This window comes from Burkholderia sp. BCC1638, from assembly GCF_902833195.1.
GTDB lineage: Bacteria > Pseudomonadota > Gammaproteobacteria > Burkholderiales > Burkholderiaceae > Burkholderia > Burkholderia diffusa.
Window position 1 is genome coordinate 59,358 of the sequence record NZ_CADFEC010000013.1, and the last position, 23,901, is coordinate 83,258.

Genomic DNA, 23,901 nt, shown 5'->3' on the forward strand with positions numbered 1-23,901 from the left:
CTTGTAGCGGCCGCCCGCCCGTACTTGCGCGCAAGTGTAGGTGATCAAATTAATTTGTGGGACTTTTTTGGGGTAGTGGTAACACTACCGATATGGGCGCTTTGGAATGAATGCTCGAATATCGCCGCGAGCCCCACCGGATAAGGGTTTCCGCTAATCTCGGACGGCCGGATGAAAGGTTGATTCAAAGCATTCCCGCGTCATTTCGATTCGGTATTTTGTGCGCGGGATCATTGAATGAAACGCGCGTGACAACACGCGCTTTTCTCGCTTCGATACGAGCCGGTCAGCCGGCCGTCGCGCGCCATTCGGCGTCGAGCGCGTCGACGAGTTGCGACGTCGTGAGCGCGGCGGCGCGCCGTCGCGCGAGCGGCGCGCCCTGCCCGGCCCACAGCGACAGGTAGTCGCCGTTGTCCGCGCGCGCGGCGGCCTGGCGCAGCGGCTGGGTCAGCGCGTTCTGCACCGGATACGGCGCGGCGTCGCCCACGCGTTCGCCGAGCCGCGTCATCAGCGTATTGCGCAATCCGCGCGCATGGCGGCCCGTGATCGCGCGCGTGACCTGCGTCGACGTATCGGCGCTCGCGAGCAGTCGCGCTTTCCAGTCCGCCGCGATCGCGCTTTCCGCACACGTCAGGAACGCGGTGCCGAGCTGCGCGCCCTGCGCGCCGAGCGCGAGCGCAGCGGCGATCCCGCGGCCGTCCATGATGCCGCCCGCGGCGAGCACGGGCAGGCCGGTCGCATCGACGAGCTGCGGCACCAGCGCGAGCGTGCCGATCAGCGCATCGTCGGCCGAGCCGATGAAGGTCCCGCGATGGCCGCCCGCTTCGGCGCCTTGCGCGGACAGCGCGTCGGCGCCGGCCGCCTGCCACGCGCGCCCTTCGGCGACGTGCGTCGCGGTGCCGATCACGTAGGTGCCGGCGGCCTTCAGGCGCGCGACGTCGGCCGCGTCGAGCACGCCGAACGTGAAGCTCGCGACCGGCACGCGCAGTGCGACGAGCGCGTCGAATTGCGCGCGGAAGTCGGGCGCGTAGCGCGCGGGCGCGGTGCCCGGCGGCAGCCCGAGCGTCGCGTTCAACGGATCGATCGCGGCGAGCGAGCGTGCGACGGTCGCCGCGTCGGGCGCGGCCTCGGGCAACACGAACAGGTTCACGGCGAACGGACGCGCGGTCGCCGCGCGAATCGCGGCGACTTCGGTCACGAGCCGATCCGGCTCGAACGCGCCGGCGCCGAGACTGCCGAGCGCGCCGGCATTGGATGCGGCCGCGACCATCGCAGCGGTGGTCGCGCCGACCATCGGCGCCTGCACGAGCGGCAGGCGCAGGCCGAAGCGTTCGGAAAACGGAGTGGAAAATGCACGGGCTGGCATGGCGAATCCTTCGATGACGATGTGCGAAAGCGCTTTGTAAAGGCCGACACGTCGACTCTATCGAAGCGGCGCAGCGCCGAAAAATGAATAATCGAGATCGAAACGATCGCTGCGCGAGAAGCAGATCCGGGATGCGAACTCGGCACGCGCGCACACCCTGCAGGCGCGCAGCTTGCGCGCTGCAGCGCCACGGGATTGGTGGCACACTAGGCCGCCCCTTTTTCCATCCGCAGCGCGCGTGTCGCGCGCCCGTTCGCCAGGAGTTCCAACGTGACTGCCCAATGGATCGACATCCCGACCGGTAACGACAGCTTCGGCGGCTATCTCGCGCTGCCCAAGCGCGGCGAGGGCCCCGCCGTCATCATCATCCAGGAGATCTTCGGCGTGAACGCGCACATCCGCGCGGTCGCCGACCAGTACGCGGCCGACGGCTTCGTCGCGCTCGCGCCGGACGTGTTCTGGCGCACGCAGCCGCGCGTCGAGCTGACCTACGAAGGCGCCGATCGCGACAAGGGCATCGAGCTGATGAAGAAGACCGACGTCGGTCTCGCGATCGCGGACATCGGCGCGGCCGCCGACGCGTTGCGCGCGCGCCCCGAAGCCGCCGGCAAGGTCGCCGCGATCGGCTACTGCTTCGGCGGCCAGCTCGCGTATCGCGCGGCCGCGGCCGGCAAGGTCGATGCGGCGGTCGCCTATTACGGCGGCGGCATCCAGAATGCGCTCGAGCTCGCCGGCAAGATCACGCAGCCGATCCTGTTCCACTACGCGGAGAACGACCACGGAATCCCGCTCGACGCCGTCGAGCAGGTGAAGGCCGCGTTCGCGGGCCGCCACAACGCGTCGTTCCACCTGTATCCGGGCGCCGAACACGGCTTCAACTGCACCGATCGCGCGTCGTACAACCAGCGCGCGTCGGCGCTCGCGCACGGCCGCACGCTGACGTTCCTCGCCGAGCACGTGTAACGCGGCAGCGGGCCCGGCGCGTCGGGCCCGCGTTATCCTCCTTTCATCGCCACGGGTCACAACGGGGGTGACTGCGATGCACTCGGACTATCTCGCGCATGACGCGCTCGGCCTCGCCGCACTCGTGCGCGAGCGCAAGGCGAGCCCGCGCGAACTGCTGGACGCCGCGATCGGCCAGGCCGAAGCGGTGAACGGCGCGATCAACGCGATCGTGCTGCAGGACTACGACGATGCGCGCAAGCGGGCGGAATCGGCCGTCGATACCGGCACCGATGCGCCGTTCGCGGGCGTCCCGTATCTCGTCAAGGATCTCGGCGCGGCGGTCGCCGGGCTGCCGTTGTCGATGGGCAGCCGCCACTATCGCTACTTCGTCCCCGCCGACGATTCGCCGGTGATCGCGCGCAGCCGCGCGGCGGGGCTCAACGTGTTCGGCAAGACCAACACGTCGGAAATCGGCCAGATGCCATACACCGAACCCGAACTGTTCGGCGCGTGCCGCAATCCGTGGAACCTCGATCACACGCCCGGCGGTTCGAGCGGCGGCGCGGCCGCGGCCGTCGCGGCCGGCATCGTGCCGCTCGCGCATGCGTCGGACGGCGGCGGCTCGATCCGGATTCCGGCTTCGTGCTGCGGGCTGTTCGGGCTGAAGCCGAGCCGCAATCCGGTGCTGGTCGACTTACCGTCGAACGGCGAGCTCGTGGTTCAGCATGCGGTGTCGCGCAGCGTGCGCGACAGCGCGCTGCTGCTCGACGTGACGACCGGCCAGACGCTGCCGCCTGGCGCGCCCGGCACCTTTCTGGGCGAGCTCGACACGCCGCCCGGTCCGCTGCGGATCGGCCTCGTCGTCGACCCGATGCTCGCGCCGGCGCTTTCCGACGACACGCGCGCGGCGCTCGACGACGCGGCCGCGCTCGTCGAATCGCTCGGCCATCACGTCGAGCCGGCGACGCTGAACATCGACTACGCACGCGCGGCCGAAACCTTTCTCACGCTGTGGGCGACGATCGCCGAAGAGATGGTGCTGGGTGCACGCGCGCTGACCGGGCGCACGCCGAAGCGCGCGGAGTTCGAACCGGCGACGTGGGCGATGGCCGTCGTCGGCAGGCGCATCGCCCGCGCGCGCCTGCCGGACGTGCTCGAATGGCAGCGCCAGCTCACCGTGCAGGTCTCGGGCCTCGTGTCGCGCTACGACGCGATCCTGTGCGCGACACTCGCGGGGCCGCCGGTCAAGATCGGCGAGCTGCAGCCGACGCCGCTCGAAGCCGCGCAGATGAAGCTGCTCGGCGCGCTGCCGGTGAAACCGCTGCTGCGGGAAATGCTCGCGAAGGCGTCGGAGAAGGCGTTCGCGTGGGCCGGCTGCACCGAGCTGTTCAACCTGACGGGCCAGCCGGCGATGTCGGTGCCGCTCTACTGGAACGCGCGCGGCCTGCCGATCGGCGTGCAGTTCGTCGCGCGTCACACCGACGAGGCGTTGCTGCTGAGGCTCGCGCGCCAGCTCGAACAGGCGCGGCCGTGGTTCGATCGGCGTCCGCCGCTGATGCAGGCGCAGCGCTGACACCAGCGCCGTCGGCCGCCGGTGAAAAAAAGCCCCGCCGGTTTTGCCGGCAGGGCTTTTGCGCATGCAACCGCGCGATGACGCTTACATCGCGAGCCGTTCGCAGATCGTCCGCGTCGCGGTCGCCGCGTTCAGCGTATAGAAGTGCAGACCCGGCACGCCCGCGTCGATCAGACGCTGGCACAGGCTCGTGACGACGTCCGCGCCGAACGCGCGGATCGCGTCGCGATCGTCGCCGAAGCTCTCGAGCCGGCGCGCGACCCAGCGCGGCACTTCCGCGCCGCACATTTCCGAGAAGCGCATCAGCTGCGAGAAGTTCGTGATCGGCATGATGCCCGGCACGATCGGCACGTCCACACCCAGCTTGCGCGCATCGTCGACGAAGCGGAAATACGCGTCGGCGTTGAAGAAGTACTGCGTGATCGCGGAATTCGCGCCGGCTTTCACCTTGCGCGCGAAGTTTTCCAGATCGGCCTTCGGCGAGCGCGATTGCGGGTGGTATTCCGGATAGCCGGCGACTTCGATGTGGAACCAGTCGCCATGCTCGGCGCGGATGAAGCTGACGAGCTCGGACGCATAGCGCAGCTCGCCGACCTCGCCCATCCCCGACGGCAGATCGCCGCGCAGCGCGACGATATGCCGGATGCCGTGCGAGCGGTACTGGTCGAGGATCGCGCGCAGGTTGTCGCGCGACGAGCCGATGCACGACAGGTGCGGCGCGGCCTCGAGGCCGTCCTTCTGCATGTCGAGCACGGTATCGAGCGTGCCCTGCTGCGTCGAGCCGCCGGCGCCGAACGTCACGGAGACGAATTTCGGCTTCAGCGGCAGCAGCTGCGCACGCGTCGCGCGCAGCTTTTCGACGCCGTCCGCCGTCTTCGGCGGGAAGAATTCAAACGAGAGTTCGATCGATTTCATGATTCGCAAGAATGGGCGCGGCCGTCAGCCGATGTCGCGCTGCCCGAAGATCAGCGCGGACAGCAGCCACGACACGATGCTGTACAGGATCGAACCGAAGAACGCCGACCAGAAACCCGACACCTCGAAACCCTTCAGCAGCGACGACGCGAACCAGAAGCACAGCGCGTTCACGACGAGGATGAACACCCCGAGCGTGACGATCGTGACCGGCAGCGTCAGCAGGATCAGCACCGGCCTGATCACCGTGTTGATCAGGCCGAGCACGACCGCGATGATCAGCGCGGTGCCGAAGCTCTTGATGTGGATCGACGGCACGAGGTACGTGATGATCAGCAGCGCGAGGGCGTTGATGACCCAGGTGAGGATGACGCTCATGGAGGGCTCCGGTTCGGTTGTCGATCTGGTCGGTCAGTGGCCGCCGCCGGCCGCCGCACGTGCCCGCGCGGCGGCGGACACGGCGCGGCGGCCGGCGGTCCGGCACCGTGCCGCGCGCCGCGCATGAACGCGGCGCGGCGGCGGCGGTGCATCAGTAGCGGTAGTGGTTCGGCTTGAACGGGCCGTCCTTCTGCACGCCGATGTACGAAGCCTGCTCGTCCGACAGCACGGACAGGTTCGCGCCGATGCGCGCGAGGTGCAGGCGCGCGACCTTTTCATCGAGATGCTTCGGCAGCACGTACACCTTGTTCTCGTACTGTTCGCCGCGCGTGAAGAGTTCGATCTGCGCGAGCGTCTGGTTCGCGAACGAGTTCGACATCACGAACGACGGGTGGCCGGTCGCGCAGCCGAGGTTCACGAGGCGGCCTTCGGCCAGCAGGATCACCCGCTTGCCGTCCGGGAAGATGATGTGGTCGACCTGCGGCTTGATGTTTTCCCACTGATACTGGCGGGTCGACGCGACGTCGATTTCCGAGTCGAAGTGGCCGATGTTGCAGACGATCGCGTTGTGGCGCATCGCCTTCATGTGATCGTGGTTGATCACGTGGTAGTTGCCGGTCGCCGTCACGAAGATGTCGGCCTTGTCGGCCGCGTATTCCATCGTCACGACGCGGTAGCCTTCCATCGCCGCCTGCAGCGCGCAGATCGGATCGATTTCGGTGACCCACACGGTCGCGCCCAGGCCGCGCAGCGATTGCGCGCAGCCCTTGCCCACGTCGCCGTAGCCCGCGACGACCGCGACCTTGCCCGCGATCATCACGTCGGTCGCGCGCTTGATGCCGTCGACGAGCGACTCGCGGCAGCCGTACAGGTTGTCGAACTTCGACTTCGTGACCGAATCGTTCACGTTGAACGCCGGGAACGGCAGGCGGCCGTCCTTTTCCATCTGGTACAGGCGATGCACGCCGGTCGTGGTTTCTTCGGTCACGCCCTTGATGTGTGCGAGGCGCGTCGAGTACCAGGTCGGATCGGCGTCGAGGTGCTTCGCGATCGACTTGAAGAGCGCGACTTCTTCCTCGTTGGTCGGCTTCGCGATCACCGAACGGTCCTTCTCGGCCTTCGAGCCGAGGATCAGCAGCAGCGTTGCGTCGCCGCCGTCGTCCAGGATCATGTTCGCGAATTCGCCGTTCGGCCATTCGAAGATGCGGTGCGAGAATTCCCAGTATTCGTCGAGCGACTCGCCCTTGAACGCGAACACCGGCGTGCCGGCTTCGACGATCGCGGCAGCGGCGTGGTCCTGCGTCGAGAAGATGTTGCACGACGCCCAGCGGACATCGGCGCCGAGCGCCTTCAGCGTCTCGATCAGCACGCCGGTCTGGATCGTCATGTGCAGCGAACCTGCGATGCGCGCGCCCTTCAGCGGCTGCTGCGCCTTGTATTCGTCGCGGATCTGCACGAGGCCCGGCATTTCGGTCTCGGCGATGTTCAGCTCCTTGCGGCCCCAGCCGGCAAGCGCCATGTCGGCGACGATGTAATCCTTGGAAGCTTGCGAATCGATAATGGCGTTCATCACGCCCTCCTTTCTAAAAAAGTTCTAGAAATTGGTGACGTGAGCGCCGTTCAGGAAGCGGGGCCGGCGCGAATGTTGCCGCACGGCTGCTTGGTGAAGCTTTCCGAGCCTGGCGGACGCAGGATGGTCCGTCGCAACGCTCCTCGGGAAGCGGGAGGGATTGTAGCAAATCGGCGCGGGAAATGCGCGTCGCGCGCCACGCACCGCGCGCGGCGTCGGCGCGCGCGGGCGCTATGAAAGGGTCAGTTCTCGGCGCCGACCCATGCCTGTTCGCGCAACCGCGCGCGCAGCCGCGCGACGGCCTGGCTGTGCAGCTGGCACACGCGCGACTCGCTGACCTCGAGCACCGCGCCGATCTCGCGCAGGTTCAGCCCGCGCTCGTAGTACAGCGACATCAGCAGTTTCTCGCGCTCGGGCAGCCGCTCGATCGCTTCGACGAGCGCCTCGCGCAGGTGTTCGTCGAGCAGCGACGACAACGGATCGGCATGATCGACGCGATAGCGGTCGAGGAACGGCTCGTCGTCGGCCGCGCGATCGAAATCCTCGTAGTAGATGAGCTGGCTGCCGTGCAGGTCCTGCAGCATCCCCTGGTATTCGTCGAGCGGCATCTTCAGGTGCTGTGCGATCTCGGTCTCGCTCGCCGAGCGGCCGAGATGCTGCTCGACCTGGTGCACCGCGTGCTCGACCTCGCGCGACGTCTTGCGCAGGCTGCGCGGCAGCCAGTCGTTGCTGCGCAGTTCGTCGAGCATCGCGCCACGGATGCGCTGGGTCGCGTAGGTCTCGAACTGCGCGCCCTGGTCTTCCTTGTAGCGGCCGGCCGCGTCCATCAGGCCGATCATGCCGGCCTGGATCAGGTCGTCGAGATCGACGCTCGCCGGCATCTTCGCGACGAGCTGCAGCCCCAGGCGCCGCACGAGCGGCGCGTATTGCGCGAGCACGTCGGCCTGGGTCATCTTTCCTTGAGCGTTGTACATCATGGCTCTCTCCTTCCGGTGGCGCTCACGCGGCGTGTGCCGCACCCGCCTCGTACGACGGCTTGCCGCCCGCATGCACGGCGCGGCCGGCGCCCGATCGCGGGCGCATCGGCCAGTACAGCAGGTCGGCGGCGATCTGCCGGTAATCGCGCGCGGCAACCGACGACGGGAACGCGTCGACCGCGGTATGCATCAGGTCGCGCGCATGCTCGACGAGCGGATCGGCGCTCACGCAGCCGGCGTCGGCGATCGACACCGTCAGGTAGCGGCTCGCGACGCCCGCGAGGTTGTCGAATGCGGTCCTGGCGTCGGCATGGCTGCCGACGTGATTGGTCAGCACGCGGAACTGCGCGACCGCGTGCGCGAAATGCAGGCGCTTCATGCACGCATACGCCTCGGTGATCGCCTGCGCGGCGACCCGCGTGACGATCAGCACGTCGTGCGCCTCGCGCGCGAGCGGGGAGAACGTGCCGTCCGCACCGAGTTGCGCGTCGACCAGCACGATGTCGGCCTGGCCGTCGACGAAGTCGCTCAGTTGCGAATCGCTGTAGCCGTCCCGCGCGGCAGCGCACAGGCCGAACCCGGCGGCGACGCGCGTGCGTTCGCCGTCGCGCAGCCACGCGCCCGCGAGCGTCGCCGTGGCCGAATGCACGTCGGCGCGCTCGTCGACGACGAGCACGTCCTTGCCGAGCGCGGTCAGCGCGGCCGCGACGTTCACGACGGTCGTCGTGCAGCCGACGCCCGCCGGCCCGCCCGTCACCGCGACGATGCGCGACGCGCGCCCGGCCAGCAGGCGCCGCAGCCCTTCGGCCTGATCGATGATCCGTTTATCCAAATCGCACCTCGTGCAGCTCGGCGGTGGAACGTGCGGTCAGTGCGGAAAGCAGCGTCGGCATGTCCTCGTCTTGCGGCACGAAGGGCGAGCCGTCGCGCGGCACACAGAACGCGCTCTTCAGCAGGAACCGGGTCGATGCGACGTACAGGTTTTCCGGCACTTTCTGGCCGGTCGACACGTAATGGACCGGCAGCTTGTAGCGGATCACCGTGTCGAGCACGCCGCCGAGGTGGGTCGCCTCGTCGAGCTTGGTCAGGATGCAGCCGGCGAGATCGGGATACTCGGCCGCGCTGCGGTAGGCCTGGACGACCTCGTTGAGCGTGTCGCCGTGGCTCGTCGCGTTGAGCAGCAGCAGGCGCTGCACCGGCGCGTTCGCGCCGTGCAGCATCGCGATCTGGTCGGACAGCGCGCGGTCGCGCTGGCTCATGCCGATCGTGTCGATCAGCACGATGTGCTTGTTGCGCAGCTCGGACAGCGCGAGCTCGAGATCGCCCGCATCCTTCACCGCGTGCACGGGCACGCCGAGGATCTTGCCGAAGATGCGCAGCTGCTCGTGGCCGCCGATCCGGTAGCTGTCGGTGGTCAGGAGCGCGACCTTGCTCGCGCCGAAGCGCATCACGCAGTGCGCGGCGAGCTTCGCCGTGGTGGTCGTCTTGCCGACGCCGGTCGGCCCCATCAGCGCGAACACGCCGCCGCGCTCCATCAGCGCGTCTTCGCTCTCGAGCACCGGCAGGTTCGCGGCGAGCACCGACTGCGCCCATTCGGCGGCCTGCTCGAAGGTTTGCGCGTCGTCGCCGGACGGCAGGTTGTCGACCAGCATGCGCACCAGTTGCGCGGAGAAGCCGGCCGAGAACAGGTGCCTGGTCAGCGCGCCGTGCACCGGGCTGCGGCGCTGGCGGTCGTGCCACATCAGGCTGTCGAACTGCTCTTCCATCATCCCGCGCATCGCGCCGAGCTCGTGCATCACCGTATCGTTGACGATGCTCTCGATGCGCGTCTTCACCGCGTCAGCCACCGCGGCCGCCGCTTCCGCGGACAGGCGCGTGCGTTCGGCCGGCTTCGTGGCGCTCGCTTCGCTCTGGCGGGTCATCGGCGCGGCGGCCGACGGCATCCGGCGTTCGGCGTCGCGCACGATGTCGCGCGCCCAGCCGGCCGGCGTCGCGGACGCGGCGTCCTGCTGCGCGCGCGCCGGTGCCTGCGGCGCGGCCGGTGCGGCCTGCGCGCGGGCGATCAGCGCTTCGCGCTGCTGGGTCAGGCGCTTCGCGTGCTCGACGAGCCACGGCGCGGGTTCGGACGCTGCAGCCGGCGTGCCGGCAGCGGGCGCAGGCGCGACCGGCGCGTTCGATGCCGCGTCCATGCCGGCGTCGAAGGCGGCCGCTTCGGCTGCCGGCTTCGTCGCTTCGGCGCTTGCGCCGAACACCGACGAGAACACGTCCGGCAGGCCGCCTTCGCCCGCCGCATACGGATTGACGGCCGGGCGCGCGAGCGCGGCACCCGGGCGCGACACGATGCCCGGGACGGCCGCGGCCGGCACGGATTCCGGCGCGCGCGGCGCGACGGTGCGTGCCCGGACGGCGGCCGGCGGCGTGACCGCAGCGAGATCCGAATCGGCGAGTGCGACGATTTCGACGCTGCCGTCATCGAGCGTGCGGTTCGACAGCACGACGGCGTCGGCGCCGAGTGCCTCGCGCACGAGGCGAAGCGCGTCGCGGCTGGTCGCGCCGGTGAATTTGCGAATGTTCAAGCGGAACCCCCGATGACGTTAACGACTTTGATCGTGCGCGTGTCCGGCACTTCGGCATACGACAGCACTTTCAGTTGCGGCAGGCTGCGGCGCAGGAAACGCGCGAGCATCGCGCGCAGCGCGTGCTGCACCAGCAGCACCGGCGGCAGCCCGAGATTCTGTTGACGCAGCATCGCCTGTTGCGTGCCGGTCAGAAGGTTGTGCGCGAGGCCGGGCTCGAGGCCCGGGTTCGCGCCGGTGGCGAGCGCCTGCGACAGCACGCGCTCGAGATTCGAATCGAGGCCCATCACCTGCATCTCGCCCGAGCCCGGATACCACTGCTGCGTGATCGCACGGCCGAGCGACAGCCGCACCGCGGCGGTGATCTCGTATGCGTCGCCGCGGCCCGCGTGTTCGGACACGGCCTCGAGGATCGTGCGCATGTCGCGGATCGGCACGCCTTCCTCGAGCAGGTTCTGCAGCACTTTCTGCAGCGTCGTCAGCGAGATCGTCTTCGGCACGAGGTCCTCGACGAGCGACGGCGCATCCTTGCCGGTGCGCTCGACCAGCGCCTGCACTTCCTGGCGGCCGAGCAGTTCGGCCGCGTGCTGGACGACCAGATGGTTCAGGTGCGTCGCGACGACCGTGCTCGCATCGACGACCGTGTAGCCGTACACCTGCGCCTGCTCGCGCATCGCGACGTCGATCCACACGGCGGGCAGCCCGAATGCCGGATCCTGCGTCACTGCACCCGGCAGCGCGGCCGTCACCTGGCCCGGGTTGATCGCGAGCCACTGGCCCGGGAACACTTCGCCCGCGCCGATCTCGACGCCCTTCAGCGCGATCCGGTACGCGTTCGGCCGCAGTTCGAGGTTGTCGCGGATGTGGATCACCGGCGGCAGGAAACCGATCTCCTGCGCGAATTTCTTGCGGATGCTCTTGATGCGCTTGAGCAGTTCGCCGTCGCTGTTCTTGTCGACGAGCGGAATCAGCCGGTAGCCGACTTCGAGGCCAAGCGGATCGATCAGCTGCACGTCGTCCCAGGTTGCCTCGTGGCTGTCGCCCGGCAGCGCGGCGGGCGGTGCGATCTCGGTCACGTCGCCGGCCGCCACGCGGGCCGCCGCGCGGCGGACTTGCGTGCGGGCAAGCCAGATCGCGCCGCCGCCGAGCGCGAGGAACGCGAAGTGCGGCATGCCCGGGATCAGCCCCATCAGCACGATGATCGCGCCGGTGATGGTCAGCACGCGCGGGTTGGTAAACAGCTGGCCGGTGATCTGCGTGCCGATGTCCTCGTCGGTCGCGACCCGCGACACGATCACGCCGGCCGCCGTCGAAATCACGAGCGACGGGATCTGCGCGACGAGGCCGTCGCCGATCGTCAGCAGCGTGTAGTTGGTGCCGGCCGCCGCGAACGACATGTCGTGCTGCACCATCCCGACGATCAGCCCGCCGATCACGTTGATCGCCATGATGATCAGGCCCGCGATCGCGTCGCCGCGCACGAACTTCGACGCGCCGTCCATCGAGCCGTAGAACTCGGCTTCCTGCGACACGGCGAGGCGCCGCTTGCGTGCCTGCTCTTCGTTGATGAGGCCCGCGTTCAGGTCGGCGTCGATCGCCATCTGCTTGCCCGGCATCGCGTCGAGCGTGAAGCGCGCGGACACTTCGGCGATCCGCCCCGCGCCCTTCGTGATCACCATGAAGTTGATGATCATCAGGATCACGAAGACAACGATGCCGACCGCGAAGTTGCCGCCGACGAGGAAGTGGCCGAACGCCTCGATCACCTGGCCGGCCGCGTCGGGGCCGGTGTGGCCCTCGAGCAGCACGACGCGCGTCGACGCGACGTTCAGCGACAGACGCAACAGCGTCGAGAACAGCAGCACGCTCGGGAACGCCGCGAAGTCGAGCGGCTTCATCGTGTACATGCTGACGAGCAGCACCATCACCGACAACGCGATGTTGAACGTGAACAGCAGATCCAGCAGCATCGGCGGCAGCGGCAGGATCATCATCCCCAGGATCATGCAGATGAGGATCGGGCCCGCGAGTGCGCGCAGGTTGGTGCCGGCGAACGGATTCTGGCGTTTGGCGAACAGGCCGGTGGTCGGGGTGCTCATGCTGCGTTTCCTTGCTTGCCGAGCGTGTCTTCGGCTTCTTCACGCTCGTCGTCGGCCGATACCGACGACCCCTTGTCGAGTTCCGCCGGCACGTCGAGATCGACCGGCGCGGCCGGGAAGTCGCCGCCTTCCGAGCGGAAGCGCTTCAACTGGTAGACCCACGCGAGCACTTCGGCGACGGCCGAGTACAGCGAGCCGGGAATCTCGCGTTCGAGTTCGACGTTGTGATACAGCGCACGCGCGAGCGGCGGCGCTTCGAGCAGCGGCACGTTGTGCTCGGCCGCGAGCTCGCGGATGCGCGCGGCGACGAGGTTCACGCCCTTCGCGACGACCTTCGGCGCGCGCATCTCGCCGTCCGTGTACTGCAGCGCGACGGCGAAGTGCGTCGGGTTCGTGACGACCACGTCGGCCTTCGGCACGGCGGCCATCATCCGGCGCCGCGCGATCGCGCGCTGCTGCTGGCGGATGCGGCCCTTCACGTGCGGATCGCCTTCGTTCTCGCGATGCTCGCGCTTCACTTCTTCCTTCGTCATGCGCAACTTCTTGTTGTACTGCCAGATTTGGTAAGGCACATCGAGCGCGGCGACCACCAGCATCCCGGCGACCGTCGTGCCGCAGCACACGGCGACCAGGTGCATCGCATCGGCGAGCGCCGAGCCGAGCGGCTGGGTCGCGAGGCCGAGCAGCTCGTCCTTGCTGCGCCAGATCGCGATCCCGCCGATCCCGCCCACGACGAGCGTCTTCGCGAGCGACATCCCGAGCTGGATCGGCCCCTGGATCGAGAACATCCGGCCGAGGCCGGAGATCGGGTTCAGGCGGTCGAACTTGAGTTCGAAGGTCTTCTGCGAGATCAGCCAGCCGCCGAGCGCCATCGGCGCGAGCAGCGCGGCGAGGCCGGTGAGCGCGAGGATCGGCAGCAGCGCGGCGAGACCTTCGACGCTCGCGCTGCCGGCCGCCGACAGCATCCGGTGCGTGTCGAACGCGGTCGCGCGATCGAACGCGAACGCGCCGCGCAGCATCGTCTGGAGATGGGCGCCCGACGGACCCGCGAGCAGCCACGCACCGTAGAACCCGGCCGCGAGCAGCGCGAACGAAGCCAGTTCGCGCGAACGCGCGACCTGCCCCTCCTCGCGCGCCTTCTCGCGGCGTCTCGGAGTGGCGGCTTCGGTTCTGTCGAGATCGCTCTCGTCTGCCACGGTGCCTCCAGTCGGGTACGGCGAAATGCCGCTTTCCAGTGGCACCGATTATTCATGCGCACGTCAAACGCCGATCGGTCGAGCAAAGCCGGGAAAGGGGGGTATTTCGGGGAATCGGGCGAGCCGGTGCGGCGGGACGTCGCGGGCAGGCGCGGCGCGCCGGGAGGCGGTGGAAACCGCGATCGCGGGCGGGCGCGGTGAGGCGTGTGAGGGGATGAAGCGGGGAAGCGGGAGATCGAGGCGGCCGCGGAACGATCGTCGGCCCGCCCCGACGCGACGGTGTCGCGCGTCGAGGCGGGCGGCGCTCAGATCACCGGGATCGGATCCGAGCCGAAACGGTTCGGGCCGTTGGTGCCGCGCGAGCACATCCACACGAGCAGCAGGATCCCGCCGACGATCGGAATGAACGCGATCAGCAGGAACCAGCCGGAGCGGCCCGTATCGTGCAGGCGACGGACGGTGACCGCGAGGCTCGGCAGCACCAGCGCGAGCGACACGACGGCCGCGACGATCATCAGCAGCAGCGAAAGTGCGCTCGCGTCGCGCCCCGCCATGGTGATCACCTGGCAGACGATCGACACGACGCTGGTCAGCAACGCGAAATACCAGTATTCGGCACGGCGCGCGCGGCCCTCGAATTTCGCATATTGATTGAGTGCGGAACGAACGGCTTCGGTGAAATTCATTTTATTGCCCTCATGTTTTATATCGGCGACCCCGGAAACAACGCGGGCATTATAAGTTTGAATTTCCGGGCATTGCATCTCTTTTCGCGTGCCGACCGGCTCGCACGCGGGCTCCGGCATAACAGGAGCGGCTTCAGCGGCGGAACGCTGCATCGCCTGCGGGCATGTCACGTCATTTTTATAATCGCGACGTCCCGACATAAACGACGGCCATATAATCCATGACTTGATTACACCAGCATGAAACGCGCCGCGATCGATAATCGAATCGATCGTTCGGCGCGCATTTACCGGCCGACCGGGAATATTGCCGGGCGTCACGCACGCACGTCGGGAACGGCGCGTCCCGGCCGGCGTTCGCGCTAGCCCGCCGCCGCCTGCTCCAGCACATGGAGATCGAGTTTCTTCATCTTCATCACCTGCGCCATCACACGCTCGGCGCGTGCCGGATCGCCCGCCATCAGTTCGGCCATCTGCACGGGCACCACTTGCCACGACACGCCGAAGCGGTCGCGCAGCCAGCCGCACTGCTGCGCGCGCTCGTCGCCGCCGTCGGACAGGGCCGTCCAGTAGCGGTCGATCTCCTGCTGGTCGCGGCAGTTGACGACGAACGACACGGCCGGCGTGAGCGGAAACGCCGGGCCGCCGTTCAGCGCGAGAAACGCCTGCCCGTCCAGTTCGAACGACACCGTCATCACCGCGCCCTCGGCCTGCCCGGACGCCTGCGCACCGGACTTGCCGTAGCGGGCGACGTTCAGGATGCGCGCGTCGTCGAACACCGACACGTAGAAGCGGGCGGCCGCCTCGGCGTCGCGGTCGAACCACAGAAACGGCGTGATGCGTTGAATACGCTGGCTCATGGCGTTGTCTCCTCGATGTCGTGCCGGCACCGGTGCCGGCCTTATATCGTAGGCGCTGTGCCGGCACGGCGCGGCCGCCCGATGCGTAGTGCGTCACCGCCGGCGAAGGCGAAAAAAAGGGGGCGATCGCTCGCCCCCTTTCCTGCCGCCGCCGTGCGTGCGCGATCAGAACGCGACGTAAGGCTGCGCGCCGCCGCTGCCGGTCCGGTCCATCCCGAAGTAGATCGTCTTGCCGTAGAAGTGCGGCATGCCGAGATCGAGCCAGCCAGCCGGACCGAACGGGCCGGCGATGTCGTTGAACGCGAACGTCGACGAATTCGCGAACAGCACATCGGCGTTCGCGACGGGCATCGACACGCCGCCCGACACACCGTTCTTGCCGGTCAGCGTCGCCGTATAGGTGGTCGTCGACGACGGGCAGTAGAACTGCGTGTTGGTCGAGCACCTCGTCTGCGACGAATCGTTGAAGAAGTACGCGTTCGAGCCCGTATCGAAGAACGCGGTCACGTTTCCGCCAAGGAAGGTCGCATCGACGTCGCCCGTCGTCGTCGACGTCAGCACCGTCGACGCCCCGAGCGCGTTGTTGCTCTGCGTATTGATCCCGAACGTCAGCAGGCCCGTCGCGCTGCCCTGCCCGCTGCTCGAGATGTTCGGCATCTGCACGATCACGCCGTTGTTGTCGGTCGCGAAGCGATGGACCGGGTTGGCGACCTGCTGCGCAACCGGCACCAGCGCCACCGCGCAGCTCGAATTGCCGTTCGGGCATGCGTAGTAGTTGTTGGACGTCGCCGACGTCGACGTCGCGCAGCTCGTGCCGCAATCGACCGGTGCCGGACCGATGCCGAGGATGCCGTTCGCGCCGAGGTCGCCGGCGGTGTTGGCCGACGTTCGGGCGCCGTTGTTCGAGCATGAACCCGGCACGTTGCTGGTGCCGAGATCGCCGATGATCTGCACCGGTAGCGAGCCCGCCTGCTCGGTGCCGATCGACAGGTCGACGGTGCGCACCGAGCCCCACGTGAAGCTCGACACGAACTTGCCGCACTCGGCCACGGGCGCGCCGCCGCTCGTCGTCTGCGGCAGGTTGTTCAACACGCCCGACGACAGCGCGCTGCTGACCAGCCGCAGCCCGTACGACGCCGTATCGACGAGGACGTTGTTGACCACCTGGCAGTTCGTCGTGCCCGGCACGCAGATCTTCACGTTGACGGTCGGGATGTTGATCACGTGCGCGACACCGGTGCCGACCGTGATCACCGCCGTGTTCGCGGTATTGCCGTCCGATACGTTGGAGCCGCCGTTGTTGCCGCTGCTCCCGCCGTTGTCATCGCCGCCGCCGCAGGCGGTCACGAGCATGGCCGTCGCGGCCGCGACGCTCAGCAGGCCGAGCCAGCGCTTGAAGGTACGAGGAATTCGCAAGATCGCTCTCCCGCTGTCACTGGATGTCGTTGCCGGTCAGCCCGGCAGGCAGCGCCGTCGGCAGCCATGCCTGGCCCGCGAAGGCGCCCATGTGGCCGCCGGTGCGGATCACGAGGCCGCTCGTATCGACGGACACGGGCGCGCGCCAGCCGCGCGCCGCATGCGCGACCTGGACGCCGGCGGTGTACTGCGGGAAATAGCTGCCGAGCAGCGACTCGAGGTCCGGCATGCTCGGCCCGCGCCAGGCGAGGCCGAACACGGTGCCGGCCGTGCTCGTGTATTCGTGGATGACGGTGCCCGATCCGAGCGTGATCTCGCGGACGGTGTAGGCGGCCGCGTTCGCCTGCGCGCCGTCGGCGGAGCGCATCGCGCGCTGCAGCGCGCGCACCGTGGCGGCGCGATCGTCCGCCGGCGGCGACATCGGCGCGCCGCCCAGTTCGGCCTGTGCGTGGACGGCCCACAGCACACCCATTGCGGCCGTCGCATGCGCGGCGGCCCAGCCCAAGCGTTTCAGCTTCACGTTCCCCCCCAAGGGACTGGCTTCGTTGCCGGCGGCGCCATCGTCAGGCGCGGCGCTGCGGGCCAACAAATGAAAGTCTTAAGAATGACGCTTCGTTGCTGCTGACGCGTAGTATGCCTGCGGAGTGTGTCGGAGTGTCAAATCAACGTTGCATGACGCAACGCAACATGACGTGCGGCACGACCCGCGCGCGGGGGCGCGTCGTGACGAGCATGGGGGAAAGCCACGCGCACCGGGCCGCGCCACGATCGGGCGCGGCGCCGATGCGATGAGACAGCATCAGAAGCCGAGACTCGCGAGCAGGTCGTCGACCTGCGCCTGGTCCTGCACGACGTCGGATTTGCCTTCCGGCGCGATCTGCGGCCCGTTCAGCAGCGACTCGGGGCTGCCGGTCGCGCTGATCTGCTCGGCCGCGAGCGCGGCTGCGGTCGCCGCGAACTGCTCGCGCCGCTCGGGCGCGATGTTCTCGACGAGCACCGTGAGCAGCTGCTGCTCGATCAGGTAGACCATGTCCATGATCTTCTTGATCACCTGCCCGGTCAGATCCTGGAAATCCTGCGCGAGCATGATCTCGAGCAGCTGCGCGCTGGTCGCCGACGCCGCCTCCGGCAGCGCGCGCAGGAACGTGCGCGTGTCGTCCATCAGCTCGCGCACTTCCGCGTGCTCGATCGGCGCCGCATACCACTGCGCCCAGCGCGCATCGAGCGCCTCGGCCTCGTTCTGGATGCGCTCCTGCATCGGCTTCGCGACCTCGATCGCGTTCAGCACGCGCTCGGCCGCCTGCTCGGTCATCGTCGCGACGTAGCGCAGCCGGTCGCGGGCATCGGGCACGGCTTCCGCCGCGCGCTCGACATGCTTGTCGAGCCCGAGCTCGCGCATCGAATCGCGCAGCGTGCGCGTGACGTGGCCGATGCGCGCGAGGATCCGGTCGCTCGCGTAATCGGCGCCTTCGGCGTGGCCGTCGGCGTTGACTGCCGCGCCGGCAAGCGCCGCATGGATCGGCTCGTTCACGTCAGCTCCCGGCCTTGGCCATCTTGTCGATGATCTTGTTCAGCTTCTCGTCGAGCGTCGCGGCCGTGAACGGCTTCACGACGTAGCCGCTCGCGCCCGCCTGCGCGGCCGCGATGATGTTCTCCTTCTTCGACTCGGCCGTGACCATCAGCACCGGCAGGTGCGTGAGCGTCGCGTCCGCGCGGATTTCCTTCAGCATCGCGAGGCCGTCGAGGTTCGGCATGTTCCAGTCGGAGATCACGAAGTCGAAGCCGCCGCCGCGCAGCCGCGCGAGGCCGGCCGCGCCGTCCTCGGCTTCGTCGACGTTCGTGTAGCCCAGTTCCTTGAGCAGGTTGCGGACGATCCTGCGCATCGTCGGGAAATCGTCCACCACCAGGATTTTCATGCTCTTGTCCATCGTCGTTCCTTTGCAGATTCGTTACCGTCGGGGCCCGCAGCATCGCACGTGCCCCGTGACATTTCATTCAGACGCGCTGCACGCGGTCGCCCATCGTCGCCAGTCGCGCCATCACGCGCCGGCTCATCTCCGAAAGCGGCGCGACCTCGTCCGCGCCGCCGAGCGCGATCGCCTCGCGCGGCATCCCGAACACGATGCAGCTCGCCTCGTCCTGCGCGAACGTGTGGGCGCCCGCGCGCTTCATGTCCAGCAGGCCGGCCGCGCCGTCGCGGCCCATCCCCGTAAGGATCACGCCGATCGCGTTCTTGCCCGCATGCTGCGCCGCCGAGCGGAACAGCACGTCGACCGACGGCCGGTGCCGGTTCACCGGCGGCTCGTCGGACAGCTGCGCGATGTAGTTCGCGCCGCTGCGCGCGAGCAGCAAGTGCGCATGGCCCGGCGCGATGTACGCATGGCCCGGCAGCACGCGCTCGCCGTGCTCGGCTTCCTTCACCGCGATCCGGCACAGGCCGTTCAGCCGCTGCGCGAAGGACTTCGTGAAGCCGGGCGGCATGTGCTGCGCGATCAGCACCGCCGGCGCGTCCGGCGGCAGCGGCGTCAGCACCTCGCGGATCGCCTCGGTGCCGCCCGTCGACGCGCCGATGATGATCAGCTTCTCGGTACTGACGAGCGGGTTGTTGACCATCGGCGCGGCCGGCTGGCCGCTCGCCGTGCGCGCGGCGGCCTGCGGCTGCGGCGCCTGGCGCACGCGCGCGCGCGATGCCGCACGGATCTTGTCCGCGAGCTTTTCCGCGTAGTCGAGCATGCCGTCGCGAATCCCGACGCGCGGCTTCGTGACGAAATCCACCGCGCCGAGTTCGAGCGCGCGCAGCGTGATTTCGGAGCCGCGCTCGGTCAGCGACGACACCATCACGACCGGCATCGGCCGCAGGCGCATCAGCTTCTCGAGGAAGTCGAGCCCGTCCATGCGCGGCATTTCGACGTCCAGCGTCAGGACGTCCGGGTTGTGCTGCTTGATGAGCTCGCGCGCGACGAGCGGATCGGGCGCGGTCGCGCACACTTCCATGTCGGGCTGGCTGTTGATGATCTCCGTCATCAGGCTGCGGATCAGCGCCGAGTCGTCGACGCACAACACTTTGATCTTCTGCACTGCGGTCATGCCTCCTGCTTTCTCGAAAGGTTGGCCGCAAACGGGCTGCCGGCCTTCGTGTTCGTCGTCTGCGCGCCCGCGCCGCCGCGTGCGCCGAACAGCTCGATGCGCGGGCGTGCCGGCGGCGGCGCGGCCGGCCGCTTCGCCGCGAACAGCTCGACGTGCGCGCGCGGCCGCTCGGCGCGCACGCGGTCGGCCTCGCGCGCCAGCGCGGCTTCGCGCTCGGTCACGCCCGGCACCTGCAGCCGCAGCTTCTTCACCATCGCGCGGCCGGTGCGCGGCATGAACGCGACCTTGCGCGGGTGCACGCCCTGCAAGTCCTCCGCGGTGATGCGGATGCGTTCGAGCGCGAGATAGCGGCGCACGAAATCCGCGTTGCGGTCGCCGATGTTGATGGTCGTCATCCCGGCCAGCACGGCCGCGCCGCCGAACACCTTCGCCTCGAAGCGCTCGCGGCGGCCGCCGGCCTTGATCAGTTCGTTGATCAGCACTTCCATCGCGTACGCGCCGTAGCGCATCGACTCCGACGCGGCCGCGCCGGCATCGGCGCCGTCGTCGGGCAGCATGAAGTGATTCATCCCGCCGATGCCCGCCAACGGGTCGTGCAGGCACGCGGCGACGCACGAGCCGAGCACGGTCATCAGCACCATGTCCTCGGACGTCGTGTAGAACTCGTTCGGCAGCAGCTTCACGCCGGGGCGTTCGAAGTGGTTGTCGAAGTAGCGATTGGTCGCGATCGGCAGGGCGCTCATCCGCGTTCTCCGTAAGCGGGCACGGCACCCGCGGCACGCGCATGGGCGCGCGGCGGCGCCGCCGCGGCCGGTGCGGCGCCGTGCGGGCGCAGGCCCGGCGCGGCATCGCGCGTCAGTTCGTACACCGTCTGCCCGCGCAGCCGGAACGCCTGCGAGACGTACGTGAAATTCTCCGAATGCCCGGCGAACAGCAGGCCGCCCGGCTTCACGAGCGGCTCGAAGCGCGACAGCACCTGCCCCTGCGTCGGCTTGTCGAAATAGATCATCACGTTGCGGCAGAAGATCGCGTCGAACGGCTTCGCGATCCCGTAGTCGGCATCGGTCAGGTTCAGCTGCTCGAAGCGGATCATCGCGCGCAGTTCCGGGCGCACCTTCACGCGGCCGGCCTGCGCGCCCGTGCCTTTCAGGAAGAAGCGCTTGAGCCGCTCCGGGCTCAGGTGCTTGACCTGGTCGTACGTGTAGATGCCGGCCTCGGCCTTCGCGAGCACCTGCGTGTCGAGATCGGTCGCGAGAATCGATGCGCCGCGCGCGGCCGATTCGCCGAGCGCCTCGATCAGCGTGATCGCGATCGAGTAAGGCTCCTCGCCGGTCGACGCCGCCGAGCACCACACCGACACGGGCGCCGCGCGACGCTTCACGAAGTCGGCGAGGATCGGGAAATGGTGCGACTCGCGGAAGAACGCGGTCAGGTTCGTCGTCAGCGCGTTGGTGAACGCTTCCCACTCGAGCGGATCGTCCTCCTGCTCGAGCAGGTCGAGGTAGTCGCGGAACGTGTCGAGGCCGCGGGCGCGCAGCCGACGTGCGAGCCGGCTGTACGCCATGTCGCGCTTGTGCTCGGACAGCGAAATGCCCGCGCGTTGATGGATCAGCGCGCGGATGCGTGCGAAATCCGCGCCGGTAAACGCGAAGTCGCGCCCCGGCTCGCCCGCGCGGGGCGAGGCATCCGGTGCATCGGGTCGAAACGGTGCGCGCGCGGACGGCATGGCTTAGAAAGTCTCCCAGTCGTCGTCGGACGTGCCGGCCGCCGCCATCGCCGGCTTCTCGCCGTTCAGCGCGGGGCGAACCAGTGCGGGCTTCTCGGCAGACTTCGGCGCCGGTGCGGCGGCCGCCTTCGCGAGACGCGGGCCGTAGCCGCCCGCGGCCGGCGCTTCCTTCGATGCGCGTGCGGCGGCGGCGTCCGGCGCGCGCCGGGTTTCGTGGCTCGCGGCCGGTGCCGCGGCATGCGGCGCCGGTGCGGCGCGACGGGCCGGCTGCGCGGCAGCCTGCGGTGCCGGCAATGCGGCCGGCGCGGCTTCGTGACGGTGCGCCGACGGCAACGCCGGCGCCGCTGCGTGCGCGGCCGGGCGTGCAGCGTTGCGCGCCGGCGCGAGCGCGATGCCGCCCGCGACGCGCCACTCCGACACGACCGCCTTCATCTGGCGCGTCTGCTCCTCGAGCGATGCGGCCGCCGCCGCGGCCTGCTCGACGAGCGCCGCGTTCTGCTGCGTGACCGAATCCATCTGGCCGACCGCGCGATTGACCTGCTCGATGCCGGTCGACTGCTCGTCCGACGCGGCGCTGATCTCGCCCATGATGTCGGTCACGCGGCGCACGGCCTGCACGATCTCGTCCATCGTCGAGCCGGCGCGCGCGACGAGTGCCGACCCGCTTTCGACCTTCTCGGCCGAATCGCCGATCAGCTGCTTGATTTCCTTCGCGGCGCTCGCGCTGCGTTGCGCCAGCGAGCGCACTTCGCCCGCGACCACGGCGAAGCCGCGGCCCTGCTCGCCCGCGCGCGCGGCTTCGACCGCCGCGTTCAGCGCGAGGATGTTGGTCTGGAACGCGATGCCTTCGATCGTGCCGATGATGTCGACGACCTTGCCCGAGCTCGCCGCGATGTCCTGCATCGTCGACACGACCTGGCCGACGACGTCGCCGCCCTGCGTCGCGATGTCGGACGCGTTCACCGCGAGCTGGCTCGCCTGCCGCGCGTTCTCCGCGTTCTGCCGCACGGTGCCGGTCAGCTGCTCCATGCTCGATGCGGTTTCCTGCAGTGACGCGGCCTGCTCCTCGGTGCGCTGCGACAGGTCGGTGTTGCCGGTCGAGATCTCGCGCGCGCCGACGTCGATCGACTCGGTGCCGCGATGCACGGCCTGCACCATCGTCGTCACGGCGTCCTGCATCCGCTTGATGCCGCCGAACAGGCGGCCGATCTCATTGCTGCTGGACACGTTCACCGGCTGCGTGAGGTCGCCGCCGGCGATGCGCTCGAAGTGCGCGATCGCGTCCTCGAGCGGCTTCACGATCAGCCCGCGCATGGCGAAGCGGATCGCGATCACGACGACGAACGCGATCGCGATGCCGGCCGCGATCAGCGCGACCATCAGCGAGATCTGCGACTGCGTCGCGGCCTGACGTTCTTCCGCGCGCTTCTGCAGCGATGCGATCACGGCCGCCGCCGTCTGGTCGAACGCGACGAACATCGGGCTGATCTTCGCGTCGGCAATCGCGTGGTACGCCGCCATGTCGCCCGCGCGCGCCGCGGCAAATTCGGGCTCGACGCCTTCCTTCACGATCGTCGTGTAGCGGGCGGTGAGCTCGTCGACGAGCGCCTGCTCGACGCCGAGCTTCGGCGTCGACTGGAACGCCTGCCAGTTCTGGTTCGACTTCGTAAACAGCTCCTGCGCACGGTCGAGCACCTTCGACGCCTCGGCCGCATTGCCGGCTTCGGTCAGCGTACGAAAGCGATCGAGCGCTATGCGCGAGCGCAGCAGGTGCGCGGCCGTGTCGTCCAGCGTGTGAATCGCCGCCAGGTCGACGTGCGCGATCTCGTCGAGCGAACGGCTCGCGTGATTGAGCGCGTAGAGGCCGAGCCCGCCGACCGCGGCGGCCAGGCACACGAGGATGAGTCCGACCGCCGTGAGCGTCGTGCGGATCGACCAGTTATGCAACATTGCAGATTCTCCCGAAATTCCTGCGCGCGCGGCGCGCTTACCCGCCGAGTGTTTCGATCAGCGCCATTTCACGGCTCGACATCAACTTTTCGATGTCCATCAGGATCAGCATCCGGCCATCGACGGTGCCGAGGCCCGTCAGGTACTCGGTCGTCAGCGTCGCGCCGAACTCCGGCGCCGGCATGATCTGGTCGGTCTGCAGCGTCAGCACGTCCGACACGCCGTCGACCACCATCCCGACCACGCGGTTCGACACGTTCAGGATGATCACGACCGTCTGGTGGTCGTACTCGACGCGGCCGAGATGGAACTTGATCCGCATGTCGACGATCGGCACGATGATCCCGCGCAGGTTGATCACGCCCTTGATGAAGTCCGGCGCGTTCGCGATGCGCGTGACGCTGTCGTAGCCGCGGATTTCCTGCACCTTCAGGATGTCGATCCCGTATTCCTCGTCGCCGAGCGTGAACACCAGGAATTCCTGGCCGGTCGCGTCGCCTTGTTCCGCGTCGCGGCGGCTCGTTGCCGCGTTCGCCGCGGCCGGATTGATCATTTGGACTTCAGCAGACACGTTTGCCCCC

22 protein-coding genes and 1 riboswitch are annotated in these 23,901 nt (G+C 68.6%); of the genes, 2 read left to right on the forward strand and 20 right to left on the reverse strand.

Features of this window, described 5'->3' with window-relative positions:
* Window positions 1-286: 286 nt before the first annotated feature.
* Window positions 287-1,366: a nitronate monooxygenase gene (locus HWX22_RS17185; RefSeq protein WP_175916097.1), complete on the reverse strand. Its 1,080-nt coding sequence runs from the start codon at window positions 1,364-1,366 to the stop codon at window positions 287-289.
* A 270-nt stretch (window positions 1,367-1,636) separates the two neighbouring features.
* Here HWX22_RS17185 and HWX22_RS17190 point away from each other — a divergent pair, with 270 nt between their 5' ends.
* Entirely contained in the window at window positions 1,637-2,329 is a 693-nt protein-coding gene (locus HWX22_RS17190; RefSeq protein ID WP_175916098.1) for a dienelactone hydrolase family protein, read from the forward strand.
* A 76-nt stretch (window positions 2,330-2,405) separates the two neighbouring features.
* Window positions 2,406-3,884, forward strand: coding sequence for an amidase family protein (locus HWX22_RS17195; RefSeq protein WP_175907731.1), 1,479 nt, complete (start codon window positions 2,406-2,408; stop codon window positions 3,882-3,884).
* A gap of 84 nt (window positions 3,885-3,968) precedes the next feature.
* Here HWX22_RS17195 and metF read toward each other — a convergent pair whose 3' ends face one another.
* From metF to cheW, 19 genes are all read right to left on the reverse strand, one after another.
* Window positions 3,969-4,799, reverse strand: a complete 831-nt coding sequence (gene metF, locus HWX22_RS17200; RefSeq protein WP_059699664.1) for a methylenetetrahydrofolate reductase [NAD(P)H] — start codon at window positions 4,797-4,799, stop codon at window positions 3,969-3,971.
* Between the two features lie 24 nt (window positions 4,800-4,823).
* Complete coding sequence (locus tag HWX22_RS17205; protein WP_006477367.1) at window positions 4,824-5,177, reverse strand: phage holin family protein; 354 nt, start codon at window positions 5,175-5,177, stop codon at window positions 4,824-4,826.
* Window positions 5,178-5,328: 151 nt separating this feature from the next.
* Entirely contained in the window at window positions 5,329-6,747 is a 1,419-nt protein-coding gene (ahcY, locus tag HWX22_RS17210) for an adenosylhomocysteinase (protein ID WP_059533465.1), read from the reverse strand.
* A 34-nt stretch (window positions 6,748-6,781) separates the two neighbouring features.
* Window positions 6,782-6,898, reverse strand: a riboswitch (S-adenosyl-L-homocysteine riboswitch).
* A 91-nt stretch (window positions 6,899-6,989) separates the two neighbouring features.
* A complete protein-coding gene (locus tag HWX22_RS17215; RefSeq protein ID WP_059816559.1) occupies window positions 6,990-7,724 on the reverse strand; it encodes an RNA polymerase sigma factor FliA in 735 nt (244 codons plus the stop codon).
* Window positions 7,725-7,746: 22 nt separating this feature from the next.
* A complete protein-coding gene (locus tag HWX22_RS17220) occupies window positions 7,747-8,556 on the reverse strand; it encodes a flagellar biosynthesis protein FlhG (RefSeq protein WP_059816556.1) in 810 nt (269 codons plus the stop codon).
* Window positions 8,549-10,300, reverse strand: a complete 1,752-nt coding sequence (flhF, locus tag HWX22_RS17225) for a flagellar biosynthesis protein FlhF (RefSeq protein ID WP_175916099.1) — start codon at window positions 10,298-10,300, stop codon at window positions 8,549-8,551. Before flhF ends, HWX22_RS17220 begins: the two co-directional genes overlap by 8 nt.
* Entirely contained in the window at window positions 10,297-12,399 is a 2,103-nt protein-coding gene (gene flhA, locus HWX22_RS17230) for a flagellar biosynthesis protein FlhA (RefSeq protein WP_059816548.1), read from the reverse strand. The genes flhF and flhA overlap by 4 nt, the downstream gene beginning before the upstream one ends.
* On the reverse strand, window positions 12,396-13,595 hold the full coding sequence (flhB, locus tag HWX22_RS17235; protein WP_059816543.1) for a flagellar biosynthesis protein FlhB: 1,200 nt from the start codon (window positions 13,593-13,595) through the stop codon (window positions 12,396-12,398). Before flhB ends, flhA begins: the two co-directional genes overlap by 4 nt.
* A gap of 305 nt (window positions 13,596-13,900) precedes the next feature.
* The gene (locus HWX22_RS32005) at window positions 13,901-14,602 is read right to left on the reverse strand and encodes a DUF805 domain-containing protein (protein WP_244135234.1); all 702 of its coding nucleotides are present in this window, start codon (window positions 14,600-14,602) and stop codon (window positions 13,901-13,903) included.
* A 41-nt stretch (window positions 14,603-14,643) separates the two neighbouring features.
* Entirely contained in the window at window positions 14,644-15,141 is a 498-nt protein-coding gene (locus tag HWX22_RS17245) for a VOC family protein (RefSeq protein ID WP_059816536.1), read from the reverse strand.
* A gap of 165 nt (window positions 15,142-15,306) precedes the next feature.
* Window positions 15,307-16,557 (reverse strand): DUF3443 domain-containing protein, encoded by a 1,251-nt coding sequence (locus HWX22_RS17250; RefSeq protein ID WP_175907734.1) that lies wholly within the window; start codon window positions 16,555-16,557, stop codon window positions 15,307-15,309.
* A gap of 16 nt (window positions 16,558-16,573) precedes the next feature.
* Entirely contained in the window at window positions 16,574-17,077 is a 504-nt protein-coding gene (locus HWX22_RS17255; RefSeq protein WP_059816527.1) for a DUF2844 domain-containing protein, read from the reverse strand.
* 279 nt (window positions 17,078-17,356) lie between these two features.
* On the reverse strand, window positions 17,357-18,088 hold the full coding sequence (gene cheZ, locus HWX22_RS17260; RefSeq protein ID WP_059533481.1) for a protein phosphatase CheZ: 732 nt from the start codon (window positions 18,086-18,088) through the stop codon (window positions 17,357-17,359).
* A gap of 1 nt (window position 18,089) precedes the next feature.
* Window positions 18,090-18,485, reverse strand: a complete 396-nt coding sequence (cheY, locus tag HWX22_RS17265; protein ID WP_006754880.1) for a chemotaxis response regulator CheY — start codon at window positions 18,483-18,485, stop codon at window positions 18,090-18,092.
* A gap of 67 nt (window positions 18,486-18,552) precedes the next feature.
* Entirely contained in the window at window positions 18,553-19,644 is a 1,092-nt protein-coding gene (locus tag HWX22_RS17270; RefSeq protein WP_059682805.1) for a chemotaxis response regulator protein-glutamate methylesterase, read from the reverse strand.
* Window positions 19,641-20,387, reverse strand: coding sequence for a chemoreceptor glutamine deamidase CheD (cheD, locus tag HWX22_RS17275; protein WP_059816523.1), 747 nt, complete (start codon window positions 20,385-20,387; stop codon window positions 19,641-19,643). Before cheD ends, HWX22_RS17270 begins: the two co-directional genes overlap by 4 nt.
* Window positions 20,384-21,370: a CheR family methyltransferase gene (locus HWX22_RS17280; protein ID WP_059691533.1), complete on the reverse strand. Its 987-nt coding sequence runs from the start codon at window positions 21,368-21,370 to the stop codon at window positions 20,384-20,386. Before HWX22_RS17280 ends, cheD begins: the two co-directional genes overlap by 4 nt.
* Before the next feature lie 3 nt (window positions 21,371-21,373).
* On the reverse strand, window positions 21,374-23,320 hold the full coding sequence (locus tag HWX22_RS17285; RefSeq protein ID WP_175916100.1) for a methyl-accepting chemotaxis protein: 1,947 nt from the start codon (window positions 23,318-23,320) through the stop codon (window positions 21,374-21,376).
* Between the two features lie 37 nt (window positions 23,321-23,357).
* Complete coding sequence (gene cheW, locus HWX22_RS17290) at window positions 23,358-23,873, reverse strand: chemotaxis protein CheW (protein WP_031397017.1); 516 nt, start codon at window positions 23,871-23,873, stop codon at window positions 23,358-23,360.
* Window positions 23,874-23,901: the final 28 nt, after the last annotated feature.